Origin of the sequence: Bacteroides thetaiotaomicron VPI-5482 (assembly GCF_000011065.1) — a bacterium.
Classification (GTDB): domain Bacteria; phylum Bacteroidota; class Bacteroidia; order Bacteroidales; family Bacteroidaceae; genus Bacteroides; species Bacteroides thetaiotaomicron.
In genome coordinates this window covers 598,423-613,223 of record NC_004663.1, presented here as the reverse complement: position 1 = coordinate 613,223, position 14,801 = coordinate 598,423, and the positions used below count along the sequence as shown (strand labels likewise).

The following is a 14,801-nucleotide window of genomic DNA, read 5'->3' as shown; positions in this document are numbered from 1 at the left end:
TACAAAGCTAAAAATAAGAGAAATGAAAAAGAAAAGTAAAATCATTTTAGGTGGATGCATCGTTGTAGCAGCCCTGATAGGTCTATCCGTATGGAATACCTGGTTCAGCGCTACCAAAATAGCTTTCGTCAACTTCCAGACCATACAGCAGGGAAGCATCTCGAAAGCCAACGACAATTCATTCATCAAACTCAGCGAAGTGTCTCTTGACAACCTCGATCGTCTGACCAGTTATGACATGGTATTCATCAATGGCATGGGACTGCGCATTGTCGAAGAACAACGTCAGCAAATACAGCAGGCAGCAGATAAGGGTATCCCCGTATACACCTCTATGGCTACCAACCCTGCCAATAACATCTGCAACCTCGACAGTATACAGCAGAATCTCATACGCGGCTATCTGAGCAACGGCGGAAAGACCAACTACCGCAATATGCTGAACTATATCCGTAAAGCCATTGACGGAAAGGCTTCTGCTGTACCCGAAGTGGAAGATCCGATAGAAAGACCGAGCGATATGCTTTATCATGCCGGAATCAGTAATCCGGATGATGAACAGGAATTTCTTACCGTTGCCGATTATGAGAAATTCATGCAAGAGAATAACCTTTATAAAGAAGGGGCACGAAAAATCATGATTACCGGACAAATGGCAGATGCCACCGATCTGATAAAAGCGCTGGAGAATGCGGGATATAATGTTTATCCCGTTCAATCCATGACAAGATTCATGTCATTCATTGAGGAAGTGCAGCCCGATGCCGTCATCAATATGGCACACGGACGTATGGGAGATAAAATGGTTGATTATCTGAAAGCCAGAAATATCCTTTTGTTCGCTCCGCTCACAATCAACAGTCTTGTGGATGAATGGGAAAACGATCCGATGGGTATGTCGGGAGGCTTTATGTCACAGAGCATCGTAACACCGGAAATAGACGGAGCTATCCGCCCTTTCGCCCTTTTCGCACAATATGAAGATAAAGAAGGATTGCGCCATTCGTATGCCGTCCCCGAACGTCTGAAGACTTTTGTATCTACAATAGACAACTACCTGAATCTGAAAACAAAACCTAATTTTGAGAAGAAAGTAGCTATCTATTATTACAAAGGTCCCGGTCAGAACGCATTGACCGCTGCCGGCATGGAAGTAGTACCTTCCCTTTACAATCTTCTGCTTCGTATGAAACAAGAGGGATATAATATATCCGGTCTGCCTGCCAACGCTCAGGAACTGGGAAAAATGATACAAGCCCAGGGGGCGGTATTCAACGCTTATGCAGAAGGAGCTTTCAACGACTTCATGCAAAACGGACATCCCGAACTGATCACCAAAGAACAGTATGAAAGCTGGGTGAAAGAATCGCTTCGTCCCGAAAAGTATCAGGAGGTGGTAGATGCTTTCGGAGAATTTCCCGGCAACTATATGGTGACTCCTGACGGCAAATTAGGTATTGCCCGTTTACAGTTCGGTAACGTTGTGCTATTGCCACAAAACGCTGCCGGAAGCGGTGACAACTCCTTCCAGGTGGTGCACGGCACCGACATGGCTCCGCCACACACCTACATTGCCTCATACCTGTGGATGCAACATGGCTTCAAAGCCGATGCACTGATTCACTTCGGTACACACGGCAGTCTCGAATTCACTCCGAGAAAACAAGTCGCATTATGCAGCAATGACTGGCCGGACCGTTTGGTAGGAGCCGTTCCCCACTACTACCTCTACTCTATCGGAAACGTCGGAGAAGGTATGATGGCCAAACGCCGTTCTTATGCTAGCCTTGCAATCATATCTCACTCCTCCTTTCCTTGAAAGCAGCGTACGCGGCATTTACCGGGAATTAATGGAAAAGATCAAAATCTATAATAACTCCCAGAAGGCAAACAAAGATCAGGAGTCGCTGGCTGTGAAAACCTTGACTGTGAAGATGGGAATCCATCGTGATTTAGGACTGGACAGTATGGCTAATAAACCGTATACGGAAGATGAAATCGCCCGTGTAGAAAACTTTGCCGAAGAACTGGCTACAGAGAAAATCACGGGGCAGCTTTACACAATGGGAGTTCCTTACGAACCGGAAAGAATAACTTCTTCTGTCTACGCGATGGCAACAGAACCGATTGCCTATAGTCTTTTTGCTCTTGACAAGCAACGCGGCAAAGCTACAGAATCTGCCGAAAAACACCGAAGTGTCTTTACCCAGCAATATCTCATGCCTGCCCGCCTTCTCGTAGAGAGACTGATGGCTAACCCTTCACTGGCAACCGACGAACTGATTTGCCACACAGCCGGAATCACTCCGCAAGAGTTGGCAAAAGCGAGACAGATAGAAGCCGAGCGCAATGCCCCCAAAGGCATGATGGCAATGATGATGGCTGCCGCAGCCAAAAAGGATCAGGCTGATAATGAGCCGTCGGGCAATGGTCATCCGGCTTCGGCAAAAATGGAAAAAGGACCTCATGGTAAAATGCCTGCAGGCATGAAAGAAGCCATGAAGAAAATGGGTGCTAACATGGACCCGGAAAAAGCGATGGAAATGGCCAAATCAATGGGTGCCAGTCCGGAAGCTTTAAAGAAAATGGAAGCCAGCATGAAGGCTAATAAGGATACATCCACAGACGCTTCGGGCAAACCGGCAATGGCAGGAAAGACTGAAAAGCCGCAGGGTATGTCAGCAATGATGGCAGCTATGGGAAAGGCTCCGAAAGAATACAGCAAAGAAGAGGTGGAATTTGCGCTTGCAGTAGCTGAAGTAGAACGTACCATCAAGAATGTAGGCAATTATAAAAATGCACTTCTGACAAGTCCGGAAGAGGAACTGAGCAGTCTGATGAATGCCTTGAAAGGCGGATACACAGCTCCCACACCCGGTGGTGACCCGATCGCTAATCCGAACACGCTACCTACCGGACGTAATATGTATGCCATTAATGCCGAAGCGACTCCGACAGAGTCTGCCTGGGAAAAAGGTATTGCTTTGGCCAAGCAGACAATTGATAGGTACAAGCAACGTCACAACGACTCCATACCACGCAAGGTCAGTTATACACTATGGTCATCCGAGTTTATTGAAACCGGAGGGGCAACCATCGCACAGGTACTTTATATGTTAGGTGTTGAGCCTGTCCGTGATGCTTTCGGTCGTGTCAGCGATTTAAAACTGATTCCTTCAACCGAATTAGGACGTCCGCGCATCGACGTGGTAGTCCAGACTTCCGGACAACTTCGTGATCTTGCCGCCTCCCGTCTCTTCCTCATCAACCGTGCAGTAGAAATGGCTGCCGCCGCCAAAGACGACAAATATGAAAATCAGGTTGCCTCCAGCGTAATAGAAGCCGAACGGGTGCTGACCGAAAAAGGATTAAGCCCGAAAGATGCCCGCGAAATTTCAACATTCCGGGTATTCGGAGGAGCCAACGGTATGTATGGAACCGGTATTCAGGAAATGGTAGAATCCGGCGACCGCTGGGAGAATGAATCGGAAATCGCCGATACTTATCTCAATAATATGGGCGCGTATTACGGCAGCGAAAAGAATTGGGAAGTATTCCAAAAGTTCGCTTTCGAGGCTGCACTGACCCGGACGGATGTTGTCGTACAACCACGGCAAAGTAATACCTGGGGAGCTTTAAGCCTTGACCATGTATACGAATTTATGGGAGGTATGAATCTCGCCGTACGCAATGTGACCGGCAAAGATCCGGATGCCTACCTCAGTGATTATCGCAACCGGAACCATATGAAGATGCAGGAACTGAAAGAGGCTGTCGGCGTAGAAAGTCGCACCACTATCCTGAACCCAACTTACATCAAAGAGAAAATGAAAGGCGGGGCTTCTTCGGCAAGTGAATTTGCAGAAGTGATCACCAATACCTATGGATGGAATGTGATGAAACCGGCTGCAATCGACAAAGAGCTTTGGGATAATATATATAATGTATATGTGAAGGATGAACTGAACTTGGGAGTCAAACAATATTTCGAACAACAGAATCCTGCCGCTTTGGAAGAGATGACTGCCGTCATGCTCGAAAGCGCCCGTAAGGGATTGTGGCAAGCAAGTGAAGAACAGGTAGCGGAACTTAGCAAACTTCATACGGAGATTGTCAATACTTACCGCCCGTCTTGTTCCGGATTTGTTTGTGACAATGCCAAGCTCCGTGACTTCATTGCATCGAAAGCAGACGCACAAACCGCTACACAGTACAAAGAAAATATCTCTAAAATCCGTGAAGCAAAAGCAAGCGGCAGCAACAAGGGAGTGGTGATGAAAAAAGAAGAGATGAATCAGACAGCCGAAAATCAGACAAATACATTAAGCAATGTAGCCGTAGGCATCGCTGTCATTATCGTTATTCTTGCTCTGATACTCTTTGTACGCAAGCGCCGCAAAAGCAGTCAGATGTAACCCACGTCCTGTGAATTATCAATCGTAACTTGTAAATTGTAAAATCATATAATGGATACAGTTGTTCTTGTACTTATGCTTCTTACAGCATTTAACTTTCTGTTGAAGCAAACGTTCTGGAAATTAATAGCGGTCGGTATTATCACCGCTATCTGCGCTGTCTTCGCCGGATTGATGTGGCCGTATGCTATCGAGCAATCGAAGACTCAGATAGCCAATTGGCTAAGCAATCAGCCCTTGATGCTAGATACTTCCGTACTCCTCAGTGTGGAAGTCTGCATACAAATGGCTTATGCCATGCTTGCCGTCCACGTAGCCAATGACTATCCGGTCAAGCCGCGCATGATACTCATGTACCGTTTTCTCCGCTGGTTTCCGGGATTATTGATTTTCCCGGTTTTATTCAGCGGGCTGGTATATCTCATCTTTGCTTTTCCGGGTACTTCATTTCAAACGATAGCATGGAGCTATGCAGCCTTTATCCTGGCAGCCATCCCTTGCGGCAGATTTATACTGCTCTATTTGTTGCCGGAAAAAGAACTGCGCCTCGAACTATTTTTCCTAACCAATGCCCTGGTAGCCGTTTTGGGAATTGTTGCCACAGTCAACGGAAAGACTTCCGCAGCAGGTGTCAGTGAAATAGACTGGAAAGCATTGACAGGCGTCATAGTCATCGCACTGGCTGGCGGAATTCTCGGACTTCTCTGGTGGAACATCCGAAACAGAAACAAAGAAAAAAGTGTGAAACAATAATAGAATAAATAACTCTTCAAATTATCAATAACAATGAACTTTATATCAGATATTTTATACTGGATTTCAACAGGCTTGCTCGTTCCTGTCATCGTTTTATTAATCATCCTCTTTTGCCGCGCGATTTTACTTGCCGGTAGTTTCTATGGTCAATATCTGTCCATTCGTAAAACGGAAACCCTGCTCCGCAACGAGCTGAGCAAGCTGACTCCGGACACAGTAGAAGAACTGAGTTCCAAACTTCCGGAAAATTCTAGATCACTTGTCATTACCTATATGCGTCAGGTATTGGACGCCCGTGATACTCCGGCACAGGTACAACGTTTATTGGCTAATTTTGAAATCGCAGCGGACAAAGACTTAGCCATCTCCAAGACCCTGACCAAACTGGGACCGATCTTAGGTCTGATGGGAACATTAATTCCAATGGGACCCGCCCTCGCAGGACTGGCCAGCGGAGATATTGCTTCCATGGCTTACAATATGCAGATCGCTTTCGCCACCACTGTAGTCGGACTGGTAGCCGGTGCCGTAGGCTTCCTTACACAGCAAGTGAAACAACGCTGGTACCTGCAGGATATGACCAACCTTGAATTCATATCCGAATTGCTCAATGACAAACGTTCCATCCATAAAACCTCAGAGAAATGAAACATAACCTATTGCGAAAAGAGGAAGACTCCGACCCGATCAGCGTAGTATCCAATCTGTTCGACATTGCGATGGTTTTTGCCGTTGCATTGATGGTAGCACTTGTCAGCCGGTATAACATGACAGAGGTTTTCTCGCAGGAAGACTATACGATGGTAAAGAATCCGGGTAAAGAGAATATGGAAATCATTACCAAGGAAGGCAATAAAATCAACCGGTATACCCCGTCCGAAGATCAGGACAAGAAAGAAGGTAAACGTGGGAAAAAGGTAGGCATTGCCTATGAACTGGATAACGGTGAAATCATTTATGTACCTGAATAACTAATTAAGGCATCTTTGTCGTCCGAACAATTAACATCGTGAAGAATCTCCTCTTTGTATGTACAGAAGAAGAGATTCTTCTTTAGCACAACACACATACAACTTTTATCATTGGTATGGCGTTGCACAACAGCGATAACCCCGATTGCATGTGCCTTGTCTGCCTGTATAATTGATCTACATCAAATCATTTGAAAAGAATATGCTTCTCATGCTCCATCGTTTACTTTTTTAGTTACCTTTGCGCCGATTTTAAGAATCCCTTTGAACTAAACCATAAGTACTGTGTTGAAACCATAACAGGAATTTACGTATAACTTAAAAGGGTAAGAAAGATGTCTACAGAAATATTAGTGGATACTGTAACCACAACTACAGATAGCTGCCAGATGGTAGCAACAGAAACAACACTGCAAGTAACAGCAGCCACCAAGTCTGACAATCAGACTACAGCCAACGAGGCTTATACCGCTGTACCTCCACGCCGCACTTTCAATGAACAGAAACCGTTTGTATTTTCAATCGTAGGCTTTGCCGTGGTGTACATTGCAGCGCTCGTTATCGGACGGATTATCAAAATGCGAATGCCACATCATTCTTAAAAGAAGCGCTTACGACCAACAAAAAAAACAAGTCACCAAAATGATCACTCATTCCGATGACTTATCCCCTTTAAACACCTTTAAACAAAATGGAAAATATGCCTCATTACTAACTAAACTAACTAACCCTTTGAGGCATATTTTGAAGAGGCTGACGCATCAGCCTCTTTTTTATTTATAGATAGCTTTCGCTCTCTAATCTTATTTTTTGCGAGCCTCGGCAATATAGCTAAGAGCTTCTTCGCATTTTGCAGTTACATAAGCCCAGTCTTCTGCTGCTACCTTGTCTTTCGGGAACAGTTTTGATCCCATACCGACACAGAATACACCTGCTTTAATCCATGCAGTCAGGTTTTCCTTGGAAGGCTCTACCCCACCAGTCACCATCAGCTTAGACCATGGCATCGGAGCCATCAAACCTTTCACAAAGTTAGTTCCATATACATCACCCGGAAACACTTTGCAAAGATCACAACCTACTTCCTGCGCAAAACCTACTTCAGATACAGAACCACAACCCGGAGTATAAGCTACCAGACGACGGTTACATATCTTAGCGATTTCCGGATTAAATAACGGACCTACCACAAAGTTAGCTCCTAACTGAAGATACATAGCAGCAGTAGCCGGATCAACGATTGAACCGATACCGATAGCCATTTCAGGACATTCTTTTGCTGCATATTTCACGATTTCAGCAAATACTTCCTGTGCAAAGTCACCACGGTTGGTGAATTCGAAAGCACGAACACCACCGTCATAACAAGCCTTTACTACTTTCTTTGCCACTTCCGCATCTTTGTGATAGAATACAGGAACCATACCTGTAGAGCCGATTTTATTCAATACGGCTATTTTATCGAATTTTGCCATTTTAATTTCTTATTTTAAATGAATTGATTTTTCAAACTCTCAACTCTCCATTCTCAACTCTCAACTATCGCTGTACGCGACCGCTTGCGTCACCACCAGCCAATGCTTCCACTTCTTCTACAGAAACAAGGTTAAAGTCACCATTGATTGTGTGTTTCAAAGCAGATGCAGCAACAGCGAATTCAAGAGCTGCACCCTGGTTAGGCTTAGTCATCAAACCGTGGATAATACCGCCGGAGAAAGAGTCACCACCACCTACACGGTCGATAATCGGATCGATATCATAACGTTTGGAAGTATAGAATTCTTCGCCATTGTATATCATAGCTTTCCAACCATTGTGAGTAGCAGAGAAAGATTCGCGCAATGTAGAAACCACATACTTGAATCCGAATTCTTTCATCATCTGCTGGAAGATACCTTTATAGCCTTCAGCATCTGTGTGGCCTGCTTCAACGTCAGCATCCGGTTTGAAGCCCAGACACAGTTCCGCATCCTCTTCGTTACCGATACATACATCCACATACTTCATCAACGGTTTCATGATAGACTGTGCTTTTTCCTTTGTCCACAGTTTCTTACGGAAATTCAAGTCAACCGATACAGTTACGCCATGACGCTTAGCTGCTTCGCAAGCCAGACGAGTCAGTTCGGCAGCTTTGTCAGAAATAGCCGGAGTGATACCGGACCAGTGGAACCAGTCAGCACCTTCCATAATAGCATCAAAATCGAAGTCGGCAGCATCAGCTTCAGCGATAGCAGAATGAGCACGGTCATAGATAACCTTGCTGGGACGCATAGAAGCGCCTGTTTCCAGATAGTAGATACCTACGCGGTCGCCACCACGAGCAATAAAGTCTGTCTTTACACCATATTTACGCAATGCGTTTACAGCAGACTGTCCGATTTCATGTTTCGGCAATTTGGTTACGAAATAGGCTTCATGTCCGTAGTTGGCACAGCTTACTGCAACGTTCGCTTCTCCACCACCATATACTACATCAAAAGAGTCAGACTGAACAAAGCGGGTATTACCTGGAGTTGACAATCTAAGCATGATTTCGCCTAATGTAACGACTTTCTTTCCCATAATCTTATGTTTTAAATTCTAAGTTATTAATATTATGAAGTTTCAATTTATCATTTTTACCCCATTTTATGAGTTAAACTACTGATTACATGACTATTAATACATAAACAGAGTTATACCACACACCTTTCGTGTGCGGGCACAAAGATACAACAATTTTCGTAATTACAAAAATTGTTATATATTTGTATCGAAAATATTAAGATTATTATTGTGTGCGAGCACATAAACCTATATAAATAAGGTGATCGTATGAATAAATTGCCCGAAAGAATCAGAATCAAAGACATCGCCCGTTTAGCAGACGTGTCTGTAGGAACAGTAGACCGCGTCATTCACGGACGCAGCGGAGTATCAGAAGCAAGCAAAAAACGGGTGGAAGAAATTCTGAAGCAGCTTGACTATCAACCTAACATGTATGCCAGTGCCCTGGCTTCCAACAAGAAGTACACATTCATCTGTCTTCTGCCTCAACATCTGGAAGGCGAATACTGGACAGCAGTAGAACTGGGTATCCACGAAGCTATCGCGACCTACTCGGACTTCAATACCTCGGTAAAGATCAACTATTACGATCCATACGACTATCATTCGTTTGTAGACGCCAGCGAAGCTATCCTGACTCAGCAACCGGACGGAGTGATGGTGGCCCCTACGGCTCCGCAATATACGAAAGGCTTTACTGATCAGTTGCAAACGTTGGATATACCTTATATATATATAGACTCAAATATCAAAGACGTACCTCCCCTCGCCTTCTTCGGTCAGAACTCACGCCAAAGCGGATACTTTGCCGCCCGTATGCTAATGCTGCTTGCCAGAGACGAAAAGGAAATCGTTATTTTCCGTAAGATACATGAAGGAATTGTCGGTTCTAACCAGCAAGAGAACAGGGAAATCGGATTCAGGCAGTACATGGAGGAACATCATCCGTCTTGTACTATACTGGAGCTTGACTTGCATGCCGAACGCAATGATGAAGATAACGAAATGCTGGATGAATTCTTCCGTTCTCACCCGAACGTAAAGAATGGAATCACTTTCAATTCAAAAGTCTACATTATCGGCGAATACCTGCAAAGTCGCGGAAAGAAAAATTTCAATCTGATAGGCTACGACCTTCTGGAACGGAATGTCACTTGCCTGAAAGAAGGAAGCGTTTCCTTCCTCATCGCCCAGCAACCGGAACTGCAAGGCCTCAACGGCATCAAGGCGCTCTGCGATCACCTCATTTTCAAGAAAGACGTGACTTGCATCAACTATATGCCGATTGACTTGTTGACTGTAGAAACAATAGACTATTACCATAGCAAATAACAACAAAATCCAACTAAACAAGTACATGGAAACAAAGTATTTAAGAATTAATCCTGCCGACAACGTTGCCGTTGCCATTGTTAACCTCCCGGCAGGAGAGCATCTATCCGTAGATGGAATAGAGATTACACTAAACGAAGACATTCCTGCTGGACATAAGTTTGCATTAAAAGATTTTGCAGAAGGCGAGAACGTAATCAAGTACGGCTACCCTATCGGTCATGCCCGTATGGCAAAAAAACAGGGAGACTGGATGAATGAAACGAATATCAAGACTAATCTCGCCGGACTGTTGGAGTATACCTACCATCCGACTCAGGTTACTCTGGATATCCCTCATAAAAACCTCACTTTTAAAGGCTACCGCCGTAAAAATGGTGATGTCGGCGTAAGAAATGAAATCTGGATTATCCCGACTGTAGGTTGCGTTAACGGTATCATCGGACAACTGGCCGAAGGCCTGCGCCGTGAAACGGAAGGAAAAGGGGTAGATGCCATCGTGGCTTTCCCGCACAACTACGGTTGCTCACAGCTTGGAGACGATCACGAAAACACGAAAAAGATTCTTCGCGATATGGTACTTCACCCGAATGCAGGCGCAGTACTGATAGTAGGCTTGGGCTGCGAAAACAACCAGCCGGACGTATTCCGTGAATTCTTAGGAGACTATGACCAGGACCGTGTGAAATTCATGGTAACCCAGAAAGTTGGTGACGAATACGAAGAAGGAATGGATATTCTGCGCGATTTATATGCCAAAGCATCCAAAGATGAACGTACGGAAGTACCTTTGTCAGAACTTCGTGTCGGACTGAAATGTGGTGGTTCCGACGGTTTCTCAGGTATCACTGCCAATCCGTTGCTGGGCATGTTCTCAGACTTCCTGATTGCACAAGGCGGTACAAGCGTGCTGACTGAAGTTCCGGAAATGTTTGGTGCGGAAACAATTCTGATGAACCGTTGCGAGAACAAAGACCTGTTCGAACAGACCGTACACTTGATCAATGACTTCAAAGAATATTTCCTGTCCCATGGCGAGCCTGTGGGTGAAAATCCATCTCCGGGAAATAAAGCCGGCGGCATCTCCACTCTGGAAGAAAAAGCACTGGGATGTACACAGAAATGTGGTAAAAGCTATGTATCCGGCGTGATGCCTTACGGAGAACGTCTGCAAAAGAAAGGACTGAACCTGCTTTCCGCCCCGGGCAATGACCTAGTAGCTGCTACTACCCTTGCCGCAAGCGGATGCCATATGGTACTCTTTACCACCGGACGTGGTACTCCTTTCGGCACTTTCGTTCCGACGATGAAGATTTCCACCAATTCTACTTTGGCTAAAAACAAACCGGGATGGATTGATTTCAATGCCGGAGTCATCGTTGAGAACGAACCGATGGAAAAGACTTGCGAACGCTTTATCGAGTATGTGATTAAAGTAGCAAGCGGTGAGTTCGTTAATAACGAGAAGAAAGGTTATCGTGAAATTGCCATCTTTAAAACAGGAGTTACATTATAAGCGTTTCACCATCAAAGGAAATATTACAGTTATGGGGAGGGTGAATTCTAAGTCCTCTCCAAACAATATCTATAAAATCTTACCCAAGTTTACGAACATTAACGTATCCTTGGGTAAGTTTGTATATAGACATACCTACTCTTCAGAAGTGTATAGCTACTTCCTAAACCTAAGATATTTTCGAAGTTAAGGACCTTTTTATTATACGGCTAATGTTACAAATGGAGTCTGCCTTCGTATCACAGCAAAAGACCTTGCTATGATTTTGGCTCTTACAGCATTGATTACAGATGCTTTATGTTTCCCCTCTGCTATTTTCCTTTTATAGTATGCTTTCATCTGCGGATCCCAAGAGATGGCAGTAATAGCTGCCCGGGTAAGGTATACTTTTACTTCTTTGTTAGCCAATGAAGAAGTCTGCGTTTTTCCCCGTATGGAAATACCTGAAGTATGTTCAAATGGGGCGACCCCACAATAGCAGGCAAATTTCCTCGGGTTGTCAAATCTTTGAAAATTGTCAGTAACACACAGTAATACAATGGCATTGATAATTCCTATTCCTTTTATACTTCTTAATAGCAAGTAGTTTGTGTAAAGCGATGTACTGGCGGCTATTAGTTGCTCCATATCCTCTTCCACCTCCAGGATTCTTTCTTTTATCGACTTGAGCTGCTCTTCCAAAAAAGAAATGGATTCTGTCACATCAGCCAACTTAGCCATCCAGGAGAATGTTTCCAATAACTTTATGCTTGATACTTTTTGCTTGACCAAATTGTCACGTATAATAATCCATCCCCGCAGTCTCACCAAGTCTTTGTCAGGCAATTTGTATAACTCCAGTTTTCGATAGTGTAATACCGCATAGTTCGCTATTCTTTTGGCGTCAATGCGGTCATTTTTGCCTCGTTGCAAGCCTATGGACTTCTTGATGGTCAACGGGCAAACCAAAGCCAGGGAAAATCCCATGGAGACACTGGAAACAGATAACTCTGTGACATAACTTCCCATGTTTTCAGCACAGAACAAGAGTTTGGATAAAGAGAGATGATAACCAGCTATCCAATCCAATAAAGATTGGATCCCAGTTGGAGTGTTATCAAAAGACTTGTGAGACAACTCTTTTTCGTCTGCGGACATTAATGATGCATCGAAAGTTTTTTTTCCTACATCAAGACCTACAAAATGAGAATAATTCATAACTTTGTATTTACAGTATTAAACATGAAGGAGAAACAGCTAATACATTTATTAGGTCGTGAGCCTACAATTCTAACTGGCTAGGTTCTCCTATTAAGAGAGTTGCAGTCTGATTCAGCCTATAGTCATTTAAGACTAGTGTCAAAGTTAGTTCACTGCAACTCTACTTTTCAAATATACACTTATATTTTGTTGTGATATTTAATACTGCAAATGTAAATGTGTCAAAAGTCAATAGTCACCCCATTTTAGTTACTATTGGCTTGACACACACTCTTTTAGTTTGTATTGGATATTATAAATGGATGAAACCAGCTAATATCCCGGATTCTGTTCCAGTTTTGTATTCATTACCCGTATCTTTTCCGGAATCGGGAATACGGTGGTATATCCATTATTCTCAGCAGGAAGTTGCGGACGACTGCTGTATGCTCTCGTGAACGCTCCGAAGCGAATCAGATCCTGCCGTCGCCAACCTTCCCAAGCCAGTTCGAGCTGTCGTTCGGCAAGGATATTTTCTAATGTAGCCGTTCGGGAGGAAGCGTTGACACGCCCGCGTACTTCGTTCAGTTCGGCATCTCCGTCTTCCCCATTACGAACCTTTGCTTCGCTCTTCATCAACAGGACATCTGCATAACGGAACAGTACAATGTCGTTCTCCATCAGTTTACCGTCCTTGGTAGCCGTTTCGTCTACTTCGTACTTTTTCATGCGTGCTCCTGCCGTCTGCTCATAGGGAGTATTCGAGATATCCAGTTCGACTTTCCACGGCAAATATTCGAGAACGGTTCCATCGTCCAGACGGACTATATTTCCTTTTAAATCATATACGACTCCGGCAAAATAGCAGATATCGAAACGCGGGTCCTGTTGCGCTGTTTCATAGCCGAAGGTTTCCAGAACTTCGATAGTAGCGCTCGGTCCGTTTTCACCGCTCAGTCCGTAGGCTTTGGCGTGATTGTAATGGCGGGAACGGAAAAGGTATTGCATCTGGTTGGTGTACAAGGTCTTGTTCATCGGGATGGTGAAGATATTCTCAACAGACGGTTCGTTGAATACGGCAAAGTTGTTTTTGTAATCCGGTTCCAGACGATAGCCCATTTCTTGCAGTTGGTCACAGTAAGCGATAACCGTCTGCCAGGCATTGAGGCGGTTGCCGTCTACTTCGAAAAAGAGATTCTTTCCGTCGGGACGCTGGCCGTCCGTCCAGTCGTTGTCGGCATAGACTTCGGCATTCAAGGCAAGCTTTGCCAAGAGGAAAACAACTACGGGACGGGTGATTCGTCCGTAATACGGACCGGACTGGTTGCTGTGGACTTCGGTCAGCAAAGGGGCGGATTCTTGCAGTTCTTTGAATACAAAGTCGAATATCGTTTTCCGTTCGCTCTGCACTACGTCTTTCATCGATGGGGATGAGGTAAGTATAAGCGGGACACGTCCGAACAGATCCATCAGATAATAGTAATACATCGCCCGCATGGCGCGTACTTCGGCACGATAGGCGGGAAGTTCGGCGTCTGCGTGGGTAGCACTGAATTTGTCTATTCGTTCGAGGGATTTGTTGGACAGCATCACCACTTTATAAAGATATTCCCAAGTGGCTTGGATGGCATCGTTTTCTATTCCCCATTGGTGCAGGAACAGACCTTGCCAAAAGCCGCCGTCGTACCAATCACCGCCACGGGTGGGGATAATGGCTTCGTCGGTGGTGAAGGTGTTCAGGTCATAGACTCCCCTACCCGTCCCCTGCAATCCCTGACTGTCGCTATAACCGCCGATGTAGGTGTAAAGTGAGGCTACGGCATTCAGATATACATCCGAGATATTGTTGTAGACTTCATCTTCCGGCAGTTTGTCTTTGGGACTCTCTTCCAGAAACTTGTCGCACGAGAAGAAGGTAATGCACACAATAAGAAAGACAACTGTTTTTTTCAGGTTCATCTTCCCCTCAAGCAGATTCCCCCCAAGCAGAGTTGCTTTTCCATCATATAGAGATTTACTCTCTAAATACCATCCTTGCTGCTGCAAATATCGCTTTATCTTTTTCATTATTGTTTTCCTCCT

10 protein-coding genes and 1 pseudogene are annotated in these 14,801 nt (G+C 44.7%); 7 read left to right on the top strand and 4 right to left on the bottom strand.

Annotation, left to right across the window (positions count from 1 at the left end; translation table 11 throughout):
- Positions 1 to 238: 238 nt before the first annotated feature.
- The 5 genes and pseudogenes from BT_RS02430 (at position 239) to BT_RS02410 (ending at position 6,744) form a co-directional block, all read left to right on the top strand.
- Positions 239 to 4,415 (top strand): annotated as a pseudogene (locus BT_RS02430) (cobaltochelatase subunit CobN).
- A 51-nt stretch (positions 4,416 to 4,466) separates the two neighbouring features.
- The gene (locus BT_RS02425) at positions 4,467 to 5,168 is read left to right on the top strand and encodes a hypothetical protein (RefSeq protein ID WP_011107294.1); all 702 of its coding nucleotides are present in this window, start codon (positions 4,467 to 4,469) and stop codon (positions 5,166 to 5,168) included.
- A gap of 33 nt (positions 5,169 to 5,201) precedes the next feature.
- Complete coding sequence (locus BT_RS02420) at positions 5,202 to 5,819, top strand: MotA/TolQ/ExbB proton channel family protein (RefSeq protein WP_008763053.1); 618 nt, start codon at positions 5,202 to 5,204, stop codon at positions 5,817 to 5,819.
- Positions 5,816 to 6,142: a DUF2149 domain-containing protein gene (locus tag BT_RS02415; protein ID WP_008765016.1), complete on the top strand. Its 327-nt coding sequence runs from the start codon at positions 5,816 to 5,818 to the stop codon at positions 6,140 to 6,142. Before BT_RS02420 ends, BT_RS02415 begins: the two co-directional genes overlap by 4 nt.
- A 335-nt stretch (positions 6,143 to 6,477) precedes the next feature.
- Entirely contained in the window at positions 6,478 to 6,744 is a 267-nt protein-coding gene (locus BT_RS02410; RefSeq protein ID WP_008763051.1) for a hypothetical protein, read from the top strand.
- 201 nt (positions 6,745 to 6,945) lie between these two features.
- On the opposite strand, the gene BT_RS02405 is transcribed toward BT_RS02410, so the two are convergent.
- Complete coding sequence (locus BT_RS02405; RefSeq protein ID WP_008763050.1) at positions 6,946 to 7,617, bottom strand: bifunctional 4-hydroxy-2-oxoglutarate aldolase/2-dehydro-3-deoxy-phosphogluconate aldolase; 672 nt, start codon at positions 7,615 to 7,617, stop codon at positions 6,946 to 6,948.
- 64 nt (positions 7,618 to 7,681) lie between these two features.
- A complete protein-coding gene (locus tag BT_RS02400) occupies positions 7,682 to 8,707 on the bottom strand; it encodes a sugar kinase (RefSeq protein ID WP_008763049.1) in 1,026 nt (341 codons plus the stop codon).
- Positions 8,708 to 8,959: 252 nt separating this feature from the next.
- On the opposite strand from BT_RS02400, the gene BT_RS02395 reads away from it, so the two are divergent.
- A complete protein-coding gene (locus tag BT_RS02395; protein WP_011107293.1) occupies positions 8,960 to 10,024 on the top strand; it encodes a LacI family DNA-binding transcriptional regulator in 1,065 nt (354 codons plus the stop codon).
- Positions 10,025 to 10,049: 25 nt separating this feature from the next.
- Positions 10,050 to 11,540 carry a UxaA family hydrolase gene (locus tag BT_RS02390; protein WP_008763047.1) on the top strand — a complete coding sequence of 497 codons (1,491 nt, stop codon included), beginning with the start codon at positions 10,050 to 10,052 and terminating at the stop codon, positions 11,538 to 11,540.
- A 201-nt stretch (positions 11,541 to 11,741) separates the two neighbouring features.
- Here BT_RS02390 and BT_RS02385 read toward each other — a convergent pair whose 3' ends face one another.
- The gene (locus BT_RS02385; RefSeq protein WP_005941495.1) at positions 11,742 to 12,737 is read right to left on the bottom strand and encodes an IS110 family transposase; all 996 of its coding nucleotides are present in this window, start codon (positions 12,735 to 12,737) and stop codon (positions 11,742 to 11,744) included.
- Between the two features lie 315 nt (positions 12,738 to 13,052).
- Positions 13,053 to 14,786, bottom strand: coding sequence for a RagB/SusD family nutrient uptake outer membrane protein (locus BT_RS02380; RefSeq protein WP_011107292.1), 1,734 nt, complete (start codon positions 14,784 to 14,786; stop codon positions 13,053 to 13,055).
- Between the last annotated feature and the right edge of the window lie 15 nt (positions 14,787 to 14,801).